Genomic DNA, 13306 nt, shown 5'->3' on the forward strand with positions numbered 1-13306 from the left:
AAAATATAAGGAGTAGAGTGTCTATGGTTTGATATACTGTAGTCTTAAAATTTGTTATTGGTATCACATATTACTTGGCAACTATGGCTCAGATAGTGGATGAATGATAAAAGCAAGCGTGCGCGATTCCTGGTATAAGGTTCAGCCTCATTTCTTAGAGCTAATTTATGGCGTAACTCTTTTACTACGTAGTAAACCTATTTTTCGACACGATAAATACTGATAATACACTAAACGGTCTTTTTATTTTAGGTGACGTTTCGATAGAATGTACTTAAGTTAATACAGAAAAATTTAGAAGACGAAAGACTAAAAAAAAACACTGCTTAATCTTTGTCTTCCGGGACAGGATTCATGTTTGGTTAAACCGCACACATGCTAAAGATAAAGGAGAAAAATAAGTCGGGAGAGAGCTACCCTTGTTATTTTTCTTGAAAAAGTTTTTTACGATCAGAGGATTGAGGTGGCTCTTCAAGCCAGCCATTTTTAATCATTATATCAGCTCCACTTTTCCCTAACCTTGCAACCTCTAATGCAAGTCTAAAATAGTCGGTTCCTAAATCCATCCTCATACTTGCTGAAGCAGCCAATCCGTAATTCCCCATCCCAGCATTACTTATTAAAGTTGTAATAAACATCATAAGTTTATCGGAAAATGCTGGTGTTGTGGAATTCTTAACATTCGTATCCCACGACATAGGTGCCTGCATATCACTATCTAACAATGTTTTTCCGAACAACTTTATATGCTTTTGTGCAACTTGTTGTGCTCGTGTCATAAACTCTCTTACCTCTTTTGACTGTGCCATCTGTGCAAAGCTTGTACTTAACATACTACCAAGTAAATTAGTTTCAGTATTCAAAAATAAATGTGATATTTCGATTGCATTTAAAGGTCTTTTACTTGTAAAAGGGTTTAAACTGGCACTTAAATAATCCTTCCCCTCCACAAATCCAACTTTTTCAGGGTATGATATATATGGTGGTCTTACTAAAACTCCTTTTTGTACGGAAACCTCAGTTGTGCTCTTGTATAAATTACTTGTAGACACTAGACAATCTTGGAAGAACTTAACTAAGTCATCGCGTACTGCCAATGATAATGCCCCACTATAAGTTATCATTCCTACTTTAGCCATTTGTCTTAAAAACAATAAAAAGAATGTATCTTCATATATTCGCGGAACATTTGGAAACACATCTTTCTCTTTAGAAAAACCTACTGGTATAGGGAAATTCTCAGTATTAAATACTTGAGTAATAAACCCAATATGTTGTTCGGACATAGTCCTCGCCATTTGTATTATTGGTTCTATATCAGGATCCTCGTTTTTTGCCAAAAAATATTCAGTTATACATACTGATAAAGTATCATTTTGATAAGTAGTCCAAAGAGTTGCAATCTCTGCTGATGTCAACTTTAGATTAGAATGAGATACCATATTTGTCCTCCTACATAAAATACAGATACATTTATTTTGCCTATAATAATTTATTTTTATTAAGTAAAAGAAGAAAGGGTTTTAAATTCTCAATTGAAGGCATATAGGATTTTTAAGGATTGACATTCATTGTATTTAAAGGTAAAGTGTACTTAAATTAATAACCGACAGATCATGATTCTTTCTGATGATTTAGAATGCTTTAGCGCACTGTTAATAAATTGATTGATTGTGTGAAAAAGACTTTTCTGGCTCAAGTTTAGGAAGAAATTAAGATAAATCGGTATATTTCTTAACGAGGGTATAATGTTAAGAAGTATACCGATTTTTTTATTGGTTAGGTATGGGAGGGACAATTATGAAAACAAAAGGGTCGATTGAATCAGAAATTAGTAAAGCATTGACACAATGGGAAAAGGACTATTTAGGACGTGGTTCTGTGTCTGTTAAAACAGATATATTGCGTGATATGATCATTGTGAATTTAAAGGGAGTTCTAACACCCGCTGAGCTAACCATTTGTGGAACCAAGGAAGGAATGATTTCAATAAAAAGAACCCGTTCTGATTTGGTAGAGTCTGGGGTTGAAGAACTAAAAGATATTATTAGAAACATTACTGGAGAAGAAACGAAAAGCTTTTATACAGATATTAGTACTGTTACAGGAGAACGCGTCATGGTATTTAAGCTATGTAATAACTTTGAGAAATAGTTGGGAAAAATATAAAAAAGCTGGGAGACTTTCCAAGGGTTTTAAACAATTGGAGGTAAACCGACAAGTTGATGGAAAATTGGCTGTAAAAGGCGATTTTTTCTGAATTTGTCGGTTTTTTTTGATTCAAATTCAGGAGGGGAGACGTCCATGTCAGAAATTATTATGCAAAATTTATTATCACCTGTAGTCCTGTTCTTTGTATTGGGACTTTTGGCAGCAATTTTCAAATCAGATTTAAAGTTTCCGAATGGGCTAAGTGAAGGGTTGAGCATTTATCTTCTAATTGCCATAGGGCTTAAGGGCGGGATTGAACTATCCCAATACTCCCTTCAATCTGTAATCTGGCCCATCATGGCAACACTGCTAATAGGGGGGATGATCCCATTTATCATACTCTTTATTATGCGTTTGATGAAAATGGATTTTAAAAACTCTATCGGTCTTGCAGCTACTTATGGGTCTATAAGTATTGTTACGTATGGTGCTGCCATTTCTTTTCTTGATAGCCGTGGTACTGACTATGAAGGTTTTATGAATGCTATGGTTGTGTTGATGGAAAGTCCTGCAATCTTGGTTTCTATCCTTTTAATGAAAATAATGGAGAAAAACAAAACATCGCTAAGTATTCCGTCTCATAGCGTTGGGTTTGTACCATCATCCATTAAATTATTTGATATGGAAGTAATTAGAGAAAGCCTCTTTGGAAAAAGTATCTTGCTTTTACTGGGGAGCTTGTTTATCGGGTTGGCTCTTGGAGAAGAGATGGTCCCAATGGTTAAACCGCTGTTTTTAGATTTATATAATAGTGTTCTCATTCTCTTCTTATTAAATATGGGACTCATAGCGGGACAACGATTACCAGAAGTAAGGCAGCACGGAGTAAAGCTGTTGATTTTTGGTATAAGTACCCCGTTGGTTTTGGGTTCATTAGGAGTTTTAATTGGGAGCAGTATAGGTTTATCACTGGGAGGGGCTACATTGATGGGAGTCTTAGCAGGCAGTGCTTCGTATATTGCTGCACCAGCTGCATTAAAAACATCTGTTCCAGAAGCGAATCCGTCTATTTATTTGGGATTATCGCTGGGTGTAACGTTCCCATTAAATCTAATCATAGGAATACCATTATATTATGAAATAGCAAAATTGTTATAATTGGGGGTATTGGAATGGGGAATTTCAAGAAAGCACTAGTATTAACAGGTTTTAATAAGGAATTAGAACAATTTTTCCCAGGCATTACAAACAGGAAACTAGAAGACTTACTAATAATCAATAGTTATGGAGCAGAAATCTCACAAGGCTATAGTTGTATTATGAGAAATATTATATTGGCTGTTTACCTTGAAAAAATAGAAGAAATTTATATTATTGTGGATAGGGAAGACAAAGCCTTCTCCATTAGTGAAGAAAGGCTTATTACTCTACTTGAAAAAGAGGGAGTAAATTTAGAAGTTATTCAAACTCTCAATTATATTAAAGCTGCTGGAAATGATGTGATAAAATGGCTAACAGGGTCAAAGAATATTGAGGGTATAATCCAAAACAATATAGATTTTATTAATAAACACCCAATGATACCCGGGTCGGTGAGCGTTCATGGATATATTGTTAATACGAAGACCTTCGACTATCAAACTTGTTTCAATGGGGGAAATTGACCGTACACTACAATAAATGAATTTCTATTTATATAAGGAGTGATGTTATGAGTGATAATATAGAAAGTATCAATTACAAAGAAGTAATGGAATATTCATTGGATCCACTAATTGTCCATTCGCAGTTGAAGATAATATATATAAATAGAGCAGCAGAAAAATTTTTTCAAAGTTCAAGGGACGAGGTAATTGGGGCCAGTCCTTTAGATATCTTTAAAGAAACCTCTAAACCTTCGATTACAAAAAGAATATCGGGGGCTTATAGTAAACCAGCGGAGGTTATTGAGGAAACTATCTATAGAATGGATGGAACTCCAGTTGATGTTGAGTTATATTGCCATCCTATTAAAATAGGGGAAACAAAAGCAATCCAAACTTATGTAAAAGATATCACGGAGAGAAAACAGCAAGAAAAAATAAAACATGAAATGTATATACAAATAAATGAGCTAGCATCAAAAATCGTATCTTTTTCAGATGGAATTGCTATACTTCCTTTGTTAGGAGCAATCAATCAGGATAGGGCAGTACAACTATTAGAATTAGTACCAGTTAATGTTCAAGAGCAAGGGGTTAGCCATTTAATTATAGATTGTTCAGGGATTTATGAAATTGATGAGTTAGTTGTTGACTCCCTCTTTAGGATTAACAATGTACTAAATTTACTAGGGGTAAAGTGCATTTTAACAGGGGTAAGGCCCCAATTAGCTGTAGAAGCAGTTAAACATGGCATCAACTTAAAAAACATCATTACTTTTTCTACTGTTAAGGATGCCTTATACTTTTTAGGGGTAAATAATACGAAGTAAAACCAGATATTTCTTATCAAAATTGAGGGCATGGTAATCTGGGAAGGATTAGCGTCCTTTTATATTTAATTTCTTATTGAGCTCTACCGGGGCAAGTTAGTTTAGATAAGGGGGATTTTATGAATTACTCTGAACAACTTCAATTCAAGGTTATTTTTACTTAAACTCAATATATAGCGAGTGATTTCTTTTTTTTGCCGAAAAAATTTATGAATGTTTGGTACAATAAAAGCATGAAAACGGATATGAGATTGTTGATGCTTTTTTGATCCTATTCCTAGAATTAGTGGTAATTGCAAAACTTCAACGATGAAAAGATGGAGGATGAAATGATGAATGGATATGGTACCCTACATGAGTCAAACAGTCGTTACGCTATAAGATTTGAACGATTTTTTCCTCATAATTCAGAAGAGGTTTTCCTTGTCATTAAGAATCCTAGTTGCTTCTCCCAATGGTACCCTTTCGCAACCGGGGGGATGGATCTCAGAGTTGGTGGCCAGATCGCCTTCGATGACGGTGAAGGAACGACATATAATGGTACTATTACAGAGTTAGAAGAACCATATTTATTTGGTTTCCGTGAAGTTGATGATATGATAAACATTTCATTGGTGGAAGAGGATGAAGGTTGTCGAATGATCTTTACCCATACTTTTAACGATGATTCATGGGCAGTTAATACTGCGGCAGGATGGCATAGGTGTCTGGATGTATTAGCCCAAATCGTCAATGGTAAACCAATTAAGTGGCACGATAACTCAACTAAGCTGCGTAAAATCTATAGTGAAGCATTTAATATGGAACGTTAAAGAATATAAAAAGTTTTTCCATAATAGGGCGCGATCATGGAACAAGGATCAGCATTCATTTTTTTAATTTTGAGTAAGATTGTGAAGCAACACAGTCAACCACCATGAAAATTAATATCTGTAACTCTGGGAGAAGGCAACTAAAGTAGACGCAGCTCATTCATATTTTGAAAAGGGGAGAGCGCCTAATTCATCGGTATATGGTTGAGATGTCGACTGGATTAAGGTGCTTCAGGTTAACCCTTAAAGTGTAGTCTTACTACCGTGCTCATTTGAGTTATGGGGAAGTACAAGAGGCGAACTCATTAGTTATGAGCACCTAAAAACATTTCCTTAAACCTTCAACTAAACATCTAATAACACTTTCAGTTATTTTTTATTAATTCAGTACTTAAAATGTAATTATGAACCAAATTAATGGCGGTGATTCTTTAAGGTACGTTCCAAAATTTTTCAGCGATACATAATATTTTTGTTTTCTATCATTTACTAAAAAGATCGGGCACAATTCTAAAGTATTCAACCGCAGTGTTTAACAGAGCGTATTCTTTTAAAAACTTCGTGTGGCGAAAAGAATTTAACCATGTTATGATTTTACTATTACAATAGGAAATAGGGGAACACAACATGTGGAAAAATAGAAATGTATGGATTATTCTAATGGGAGAATTTATCGCAGGTATCGGACTTTGGACAGGAATCATTGGTAATCTGGAGTTTATGCAGGCTCATGTACCATCTGACTTTGCAAAATCTCTAATTCTATTTATTGGTCTTCTCGCAGGTGTTCTGGTCGGACCATTGGCAGGGAAAATAATTGATTCCTACAGCAAGAAAAAAGTGATGATCTATTCAGGCTTCGGACGAATGCTTAGTGTGTGCTTCATGTTTTTGGCGATTGAATATCAATCCATCTTTTTTATGATATTATTTATGATTGCAATACAGCTTTCTGCGGCATTCTATTTTCCGGCACTGCAGTCGTCCATTCCGCTTATCGTTCCGGAAAAGGAACTACTGCAAATGAATGGGGTCCATATGAATGTTTCCACCGTATCAAGAATTGCAGGAACCGCTTTGGCTGGGGCGATGCTCGTCATCATGAGTCTATCCTCTTTGTATCTGGCTTCGATGGTGGCCTACGGAATCCTTTTTATGTCAACATTTCTTCTCAATTTTGAGGATAAGTCAGCAGAAGAGAGGAAAAAGGATGGAAAGGGATCTGGCAGTTTCAAGGAAATTATGCCGGTGCTCAGGGAAACTCCAATTGCCCTTACTGTCTTGATTTTGACCATTGTTCCATTTCTGTTTATCGGCGGATTTAATCTGGTAGTTATCAATATAAGTGAATTACAGGATGATCAGACCATCAAGAGTCTTATTTACACCATTGAAGGCATCTGTTTTATGGTCGGGGCATTTGCCGTAAAAAAACTGTCGAATGACAATAACATGGTGCAACTGATGTTTATTTTCGTAACACTGATTGCTCTAGCACATCTATCCTTGTTCTTTGCGGATATCAAATTTATGACACTTATCTCATTCGGGATATTCGGTTTGGCTGTCGGATGCTTTTTCCCGATCGCGGCTACTATCTTTCAAACAAAAATACCAAAAGAGTATCACGGCCGCTTCTTTTCCTTCCGAAATATGCTCGATCGGGTCATGTTCCAGGTAGTGCTTCTCGGTACAGGATTATTCCTTGATACAATCGGATTGCAGATGATGGCTCTTGTATTTGGATTCCTATCGTTGACGCTTATTACTATGTATGGCTTAAAGCTATTCAGGCAGCCGATGAAAATTGCACACCAGAAAACACCTTAATGTCATTAGGGTGTTTTTTTCTTGTTTCTAGAGGGAATGAGAGAAAGATAGTGAATATATTAGATATGATTACAGTATTTGAAGGAGGTATCAGGATGGAGAAGTATTCTATGTACATAAATGGTGAGTGGGTCCAGTCGGATAAAGAGATAGAGGTAACCAATCCAGCAACTGATGAAGTGATTGGCACGGTTCCCAGTATAAGTGAAGAGCAGCTGGAGCAAGCAATAGACAACGCGTCCGATGCTTTCCAATCCTGGAGAAAAAAAAGCGCATATGAACGTGCAGAGCTCTTAGGGAAGTGGTATCAATTATTGGATGAAAACAAAAAGAGTATTGCTGAAACACTAACGAAGGAACAGGGCAAACCATTTAAGGAAGCTCTTGGAGAAGTCATGTATGCGAATAACTTTGTAGATTGGTATAAAGAAGAATCAAAAAGAATCTACGGAGAAACCATCCCTGCTACACAGGAAAATAAAAGGATACTGATTCAAAAGCAGCCGGTTGGCGTGGTTGCGGCCATCACTCCATGGAATTTTCCTGCAGCCATGATTACACGCAAAGTCGCACCAGCTCTTGCAGCAGGGTGTACTGTAATTGTCAAACCGGCCAGCCAGACACCTTTAACCGCACTGCTTCTTGCCAAGTATGCACATGAAGCAGGAATTCCTAAGGGTGTGATACAGGTGGTCACGGGTAGATCCAGTCTCATTGGAGAAACGTTGATGAAAAGCAATAAAGTCAAAAAGCTTACGTTTACCGGATCGACGGAAGTTGGGAAAACGCTGATGACAATGGCATCCGATACGGTAAAGAAGCTTTCTCTGGAGCTAGGGGGACATGCACCGTTTATCGTATTCGAAGACGCAGATCTTGAAAAGGCGGCAAAGGGGCTTATCCAATCAAAATACCGCAATGCAGGTCAGACTTGCATTTGTGCGAACAGAATATATGTTCATGAAAAAGTGGCGGAATCATTCACCTCCCTGTTTATTGAGGATGTCTCCAAGTTGAAGGTAGGAAATGGCCTGGAAAGAGGAATCGATATCGGACCTTTGATTGATCGGGGTGCCTTGGAAAAGGTTCAGGAGCATATCGAGGACGCCAAAAGAAAAGGTGCGAAAGTGTCCTTTGGTGGGGATGTTTTAGAGAAAACATTTATGGAGCCGACTGTATTGTCCAATGTGAAGGATGATATGATCTGTATGCAGGAGGAAACGTTTGGTCCGTTGGCGCCAATCAGTACTTTTAAAGAAGAAGCGGAAGTGCTTGAAAGAGCAAATAATTCCCCTTATGGTCTGGCAGCTTATGTCTATACCGAGAATCTAGGCAGAATGTATCGGGTTACTGAAGCATTGGAATATGGCATCATCGGTGTTAATGATGGGGCTCCATCAACAGCGCAAGCACCATTCGGGGGGCTGAAGGAAAGCGGAATCGGTCGGGAAGGCGGACACCATGGATTAGAAGAGTATCTGGAAGTAAAATATATATCTATCGGAATCTGAAAGACATTTTTCAGCCTAACTCAACATGAAGAGGGTTAGGCTTTTTTTTATATGCAAAAATCATATATAATGAAGGTAAGTTAAATGAAACTTTTTCTCTAGCTATTCGTATATGAAGTATATGAATGATATGCCTAAAGGAAAGGGCGAGGAGTGAGAGGATGAAACGATTTTTAAAGCAAGCATTTATTTTTGTTGCTTCTTCCAATATAGCGATCGTGTCTTTTGTGATCGTATTTTTCTCAACTGGAAATCAAGTCCAATTGGGAGTGCTCGGCGCTTTTGCCGGGTTTCTGCTTAGCTACTGGCTTCTGAAGCGCAAATTGTTGCCTCAGGACGAATTGGATAAAGTGGAAAGGAAAGAGAAGAAATATGTTCTTACGCAGATCAAGGATGCAAAAACGAAGCTGCAAAAATTGAATAGTAACAGATTTAAAGTGAGAAGCATCTTTGTCTACCAAAATATTACGAAGCTCTATAAAATATCCCATAAAATCATTAAAATGGTCGAAAAAGAACCAATCCGTTATCGAAGTGCCCAGACCTTTTTTCATCAGCATTTGGACTCATCCGCGATCATTGCTGAAAAGTATGTACAATTACTGTCTCAACCTGTAAGAACACATGAGGTATCTGCAGCATTAAGAGAAACGGAGAATGCACTTAAACAGATGGAGCGTAACATGGAAAAGGAATTGATGGTGGTTCTAGCTGGTGATATGAACAACCTGAACACGGAAATTAAACTGATGAATCAGCAATCTCTTACAATCGACAAGAAGTAATATGAGGTGAAAAGATGAATAATAAAGAGAAATTGGATGAAAAAATCAAAAACGATACATTAAATGACCTGCTTAGCAACCCTTTTTCTAATCCTGCGATGGAAAATGAAGTGGCCACTCAGACCGAGCAGCAAACAGAACCAAAAAGGGAAAAAGTGATGGATAGCCTTTCGGAAGACCTGAAGCTTAGAGCGATGGAAATTGCCAAACAAATAGATCCGAATGATCAGCAGGCCATTTCTTCTTATGGTATTACAGCCCAGAACGAGCTATCGACCTTTTCGAATTCAATCCTATCACATGTACAAGCGAAGGATGCAGGACCTGTCGGGGAAGTGGTTTCAGATTTGATGCGAAAAATCAAAGAAGTGAAACCTGGGGAACTAGAACCGCAGAAGAAAGGTTTTTTTGGCAGGATTTTCGGTAGTGTCAATAATTCTGTGAATCAGCTTTTTGCTAAATACCGAAAAATCGGGTTTGAAATCGACAAAATTGCCGATCAGCTGGAAAGCTTTAAAAAAGTGTTGCAGCGCGATAATATTATGCTCGAGTCTTTATATGATAAAAACAAAGATTACTTTCAGGCATTGAATGTATATATTGCAGCAGCAGAGCACAAACTCGAGGATATTCAGGCGAATCTTATACCTGAGATGGAAAGAAAAGCACGTTCCACCAATGATCAGATGGATGTGCAAGCAGTAAGTGATATGATGCAATTTGCGGACCGCCTTCAAAAACGTACCCATGATTTGAAAATCAGCAGACAGATCACGTTGCAAATGGCTCCACAAATAAGGATGATCCAACATACGAATCAGACATTGGTGGAGAGGATCCAATCATCGATCCTGACAGCTATTCCGCTATGGAAGAACCAGCTGGTAATTGCCGTATCCCTCTATAACCAGCAAAAAGCCGTGGATACGCAGAAAAATGTTTCTGAAACAACCAATGAATTGCTGCTCAGAAATTCCGAAATGTTGAAGCAGAATACCATTTCAGCTGCAAAAGAAAACGAACGAGGACTTGTTGATATTGAAACGCTGAAGAAAACACAGGAAAACCTGATTGAAACATTGGAAGAAACCCTCCAGATTCAGCAGGAGGGTCGTCAAAAACGTCAACAGGTGGAGCTGGAGCTTGTTCAAATGGAAAACGAATTAAAAGACAAACTGTTAAATATACGTTCAAAAGCGCAAAAATAGAGAGAGGACCTTCCCTCTCTCTTATTTTGTGGAATTATCTGTTTGTTGGGAAAATACGTTGAACTGTTTCCGTAAATTCATCAAGCATTCCTCTTACTGGTCTTCCTGAACGTAAGTCGTTTGCATAACCATCCATACGATCTATAAAATCAGGATTAACAGAGACGAATACATCGTCTATATCCGGGTCTGCCTTACGAACTTGATCAGCGATTTTTCGTTCTACATCTTGCGAGAGCTCATCTTTTCCATTGTCAAGTACAGCTGCTACATATGCATTATCATCTGTCACAATGACATTGCAGGTTTCCACTTCTTTCAAGTCTGTTACGTTATCTGCAGCACGGTCTGCAATTGCCATTCTTGGTTCGTTTTCATCATTAACTCTTCTTGGATTAATGTTATTACGTACATTATCAGGCCTATTATAACGGCCCATTTGTTCATAATTTACATTCAGTGAATCGTTCGGTGCGTTTCTATTTGCAGCACCATAATCATCTACATTTCCACAACCGGTAGCTAGTAAAGTAAATGCAAGTCCAGTGACAAAAAAACCTTTAATGTTCACCTTTTTCACCTCTTTCCTTATCAATTACAGTTAGAATTCTTCAAATGGAGGAACTTTATACAATCTTTAGGTTAAACTAGTGATGAACATAAAAGATGATAAGGAATGACAGTATGTCTGTATTCGAAAAAGAAACATATCTAAAACAATATGCACTTTCAGATTTATCTTCATTACACCATACAGAATTCATTTCTACAGATTATGGAGATATATTTAAGCAATCTTTTATGCCAAGCAAGTCAAAAGGGACCATTTTGTTAGTTCATGGTTATTTGGATCATGCGGGTTCACTTTCGCATCTCATTCGCTTTCTCGTCTCAAACTCCTTTTCTGTCATAACCTTCGATTTGCCAGGACATGGGAATTCTTATGGACCGAGAGGCGATATCAGCGGTTTTGATGAATATGTACATGCATTTAAATGTGTGATATCTGCATCAATCCAACCTATGGATAACAGGAAATATTTTATTATTGGGCATAGTACAGGCTGCTCGATCATTACGGAATATATCATTCATCATCCGCCTCTTTTTGAAAAGGTTATCCTGGTGGCACCTCTAATCAAGCCTTATTTATGGTCATTTTCAAAGATAGGGGTTAAACTGTTAGGGAATAGGATAAAATCCATCAAAAGAAAATACAGAAAAAATGCTTCAAATAAAAATTATCTGGATTTTGTAAAGAATGACCCACTACAATTTGACACATTACCGACTAATTGGATTGTTTCCCTATCAAAATGGCACGAGGCAGTCTTTCAATATCCGATTCAGAATCAGAGATTGCACCTGATACAGGGTAATAAGGATACTACGGTTGATTGGCGGTTTAATATCTCATTTTTACTCGATCTTTTTCCTGATAGTAAAGCGACATTGATTGATGGAGGGAATCATCAGCTATTCAATGAAACGGAGGAAATTCGCTCCATTTGTTATAACTGTATAAAAAGTATTTTGCTTTCCAAGATTTAAGGGTAATAATAGGAAAGTACATAAAATTTAAAAGGTGGAATGAAAAATGGAAGAAACAAAATCTAATGGGATCCAAATTGGGGATACCATCCTGATAAAAAATGGCACAAATAAAGGAAGCAAAGGAAAGGTCATTGTTATACGAGACAGTTCCGTTATTGTGGAGCTTGGGAAGAATCCAAACACAGGCGAACCGATACGTACCGTCATTAACCATAAAAATTACAAAACAGTATAAAAAAAAGAAGGTGCGAAAATCCGCACCTTCTTTTTTGAATTCTATATTATTGTGCAAAAACGTGGTTTCCGATTGTTTTTGTTACAGTTCTTGTGCGGATCCATTCGTCACTTGTTTTATCAGGATTGAAAAAGTACAATGAATTGTTACCATCACCACGGAAAGCAATCGCTTCTTCCACAGCCTTGATCGCTTCTTCATCAGCTTTTTTGTTGATTTCCCCGTTTTTCACAGGAGAGAACTGATACACGCCACCAGGTGATGTTTCAGTTACGACTTCTTTGATCGTATCCGGAAAAACATCACTATCTACACGGTTAAGAACCACTGTCGCTACAGCTACTTTCCCTTCGTATGGTTCACCTTTTGATTCAGCATGAACAAGACGTGCCAATAGATCTTTTTCTTCTTCAGATACTGCAGTTGGCAATTTTAACGCTTCACCAGGGAAGATTAAATGGTTGCCTTTATTATTGATTTCTTGTACCTCTTTTACGGATACACCATAAGTTTTACCAATATTCCAAAGGCTGTCCCCAGATTGAACTTTATATGTTTCTTCAGCTTGTGCACTGAATCCTGTACCAGAAATAAGTGCAACTGCTAAAGTTGAAATCGCAATAAGTTTCTTCATAAAATGATTCCTCCTTGTGTTGTTATAAGCAACTCTCGGACACTCTAATGTAAATGGTAACAAGTCCAAGGAATCATTTCACTGTATAAATGTTGCCAACTGAACATAATTAT

Annotated in this window: 14 protein-coding genes; 11 read left to right on the plus strand and 3 right to left on the minus strand. The window is 37.4% G+C overall.

Going from position 1 to position 13306, the window contains the following annotated elements; genetic code table 11:
* Window positions 1–422: 422 nt before the first annotated feature.
* A complete protein-coding gene (locus ACQCT5_RS17475; protein WP_499643611.1) occupies window positions 423–1442 on the minus strand; it encodes a DUF3231 family protein in 1020 nt (339 codons plus the stop codon).
* Window positions 1443–1797: 355 nt separating this feature from the next.
* Here ACQCT5_RS17475 and ACQCT5_RS17480 point away from each other — a divergent pair, with 355 nt between their 5' ends.
* From ACQCT5_RS17480 to ACQCT5_RS17520, 9 genes are all read left to right on the plus strand, one after another.
* Window positions 1798–2154, plus strand: coding sequence for a Na-translocating system protein MpsC family protein (locus ACQCT5_RS17480; RefSeq protein ID WP_499643785.1), 357 nt, complete (start codon window positions 1798–1800; stop codon window positions 2152–2154).
* 150 nt (window positions 2155–2304) lie between these two features.
* The gene (locus ACQCT5_RS17485; protein ID WP_499643613.1) at window positions 2305–3309 is read left to right on the plus strand and encodes a sodium-dependent bicarbonate transport family permease; all 1005 of its coding nucleotides are present in this window, start codon (window positions 2305–2307) and stop codon (window positions 3307–3309) included.
* Window positions 3310–3323: 14 nt separating this feature from the next.
* The gene (locus tag ACQCT5_RS17490) at window positions 3324–3815 is read left to right on the plus strand and encodes a carbonic anhydrase (RefSeq protein ID WP_499643615.1); all 492 of its coding nucleotides are present in this window, start codon (window positions 3324–3326) and stop codon (window positions 3813–3815) included.
* 47 nt (window positions 3816–3862) lie between these two features.
* Window positions 3863–4624, plus strand: coding sequence for a PAS domain S-box protein (locus ACQCT5_RS17495; protein WP_499643617.1), 762 nt, complete (start codon window positions 3863–3865; stop codon window positions 4622–4624).
* Window positions 4625–4953: 329 nt separating this feature from the next.
* Entirely contained in the window at window positions 4954–5436 is a 483-nt protein-coding gene (locus ACQCT5_RS17500) for an SRPBCC family protein (RefSeq protein ID WP_499643619.1), read from the plus strand.
* Between the two features lie 627 nt (window positions 5437–6063).
* The gene (locus ACQCT5_RS17505) at window positions 6064–7266 is read left to right on the plus strand and encodes an MFS transporter (protein ID WP_499643621.1); all 1203 of its coding nucleotides are present in this window, start codon (window positions 6064–6066) and stop codon (window positions 7264–7266) included.
* 95 nt (window positions 7267–7361) lie between these two features.
* Window positions 7362–8777, plus strand: a complete 1416-nt coding sequence (locus ACQCT5_RS17510; RefSeq protein WP_499643623.1) for an NAD-dependent succinate-semialdehyde dehydrogenase — start codon at window positions 7362–7364, stop codon at window positions 8775–8777.
* Window positions 8778–8938: 161 nt separating this feature from the next.
* A complete protein-coding gene (locus ACQCT5_RS17515) occupies window positions 8939–9562 on the plus strand; it encodes a 5-bromo-4-chloroindolyl phosphate hydrolysis family protein (protein ID WP_499643625.1) in 624 nt (207 codons plus the stop codon).
* 14 nt (window positions 9563–9576) lie between these two features.
* On the plus strand, window positions 9577–10770 hold the full coding sequence (locus tag ACQCT5_RS17520; protein ID WP_499643627.1) for a toxic anion resistance protein: 1194 nt from the start codon (window positions 9577–9579) through the stop codon (window positions 10768–10770).
* A gap of 34 nt (window positions 10771–10804) precedes the next feature.
* On the opposite strand, the gene ACQCT5_RS17525 is transcribed toward ACQCT5_RS17520, so the two are convergent.
* Complete coding sequence (locus tag ACQCT5_RS17525; RefSeq protein ID WP_499643629.1) at window positions 10805–11341, minus strand: YhcN/YlaJ family sporulation lipoprotein; 537 nt, start codon at window positions 11339–11341, stop codon at window positions 10805–10807.
* Window positions 11342–11454: 113 nt separating this feature from the next.
* Here ACQCT5_RS17525 and ACQCT5_RS17530 point away from each other — a divergent pair, with 113 nt between their 5' ends.
* Together ACQCT5_RS17530 and ACQCT5_RS17535 are read left to right on the plus strand one after the other, a co-directional pair.
* On the plus strand, window positions 11455–12321 hold the full coding sequence (locus ACQCT5_RS17530; protein ID WP_499643631.1) for an alpha/beta hydrolase: 867 nt from the start codon (window positions 11455–11457) through the stop codon (window positions 12319–12321).
* A gap of 46 nt (window positions 12322–12367) precedes the next feature.
* Complete coding sequence (locus ACQCT5_RS17535) at window positions 12368–12559, plus strand: DUF2187 family protein (RefSeq protein ID WP_499643633.1); 192 nt, start codon at window positions 12368–12370, stop codon at window positions 12557–12559.
* Between the two features lie 46 nt (window positions 12560–12605).
* Here ACQCT5_RS17535 and ACQCT5_RS17540 read toward each other — a convergent pair whose 3' ends face one another.
* Window positions 12606–13193: a cell wall hydrolase gene (locus tag ACQCT5_RS17540; RefSeq protein WP_499643635.1), complete on the minus strand. Its 588-nt coding sequence runs from the start codon at window positions 13191–13193 to the stop codon at window positions 12606–12608.
* Window positions 13194–13306 lie beyond the last annotated feature (113 nt).

The sequence above is a fragment of the Sutcliffiella halmapala genome (genome assembly GCF_050107295.1).
In the GTDB taxonomy this organism is placed as follows: domain Bacteria; phylum Bacillota; class Bacilli; order Bacillales; family Bacillaceae_I; genus Sutcliffiella_A; species Sutcliffiella_A halmapala_A.

Bases quoted from the DNA above. Each gene is read 5' to 3' on its own strand.
- ACQCT5_RS17485 (WP_499643613.1), top strand. From the start codon at position 2,305: ATGTCAGAAATTATTATGCAAAATTTATTATCACCTGTAGTCCTGTTC.
- ACQCT5_RS17530 (WP_499643631.1), top strand. From the start codon at position 11,455: ATGTCTGTATTCGAAAAAGAAACATATCTAAAACAATATGCACTTTCA.
- ACQCT5_RS17490 (WP_499643615.1), top strand. From the start codon at position 3,324: ATGGGGAATTTCAAGAAAGCACTAGTATTAACAGGTTTTAATAAGGAA.
- ACQCT5_RS17520 (WP_499643627.1), top strand. From the start codon at position 9,577: ATGAATAATAAAGAGAAATTGGATGAAAAAATCAAAAACGATACATTA.
- ACQCT5_RS17475 (WP_499643611.1), bottom strand. From the start codon at position 1,442: ATGGTATCTCATTCTAATCTAAAGTTGACATCAGCAGAGATTGCAACT.
- ACQCT5_RS17540 (WP_499643635.1), bottom strand. From the start codon at position 13,193: ATGAAGAAACTTATTGCGATTTCAACTTTAGCAGTTGCACTTATTTCT.
- ACQCT5_RS17505 (WP_499643621.1), top strand. From the start codon at position 6,064: ATGTGGAAAAATAGAAATGTATGGATTATTCTAATGGGAGAATTTATC.
- ACQCT5_RS17500 (WP_499643619.1), top strand. From the start codon at position 4,954: ATGATGAATGGATATGGTACCCTACATGAGTCAAACAGTCGTTACGCT.
- ACQCT5_RS17495 (WP_499643617.1), top strand. From the start codon at position 3,863: ATGAGTGATAATATAGAAAGTATCAATTACAAAGAAGTAATGGAATAT.
- ACQCT5_RS17535 (WP_499643633.1), top strand. From the start codon at position 12,368: ATGGAAGAAACAAAATCTAATGGGATCCAAATTGGGGATACCATCCTG.
- ACQCT5_RS17515 (WP_499643625.1), top strand. From the start codon at position 8,939: ATGAAACGATTTTTAAAGCAAGCATTTATTTTTGTTGCTTCTTCCAAT.
- ACQCT5_RS17510 (WP_499643623.1), top strand. From the start codon at position 7,362: ATGGAGAAGTATTCTATGTACATAAATGGTGAGTGGGTCCAGTCGGAT.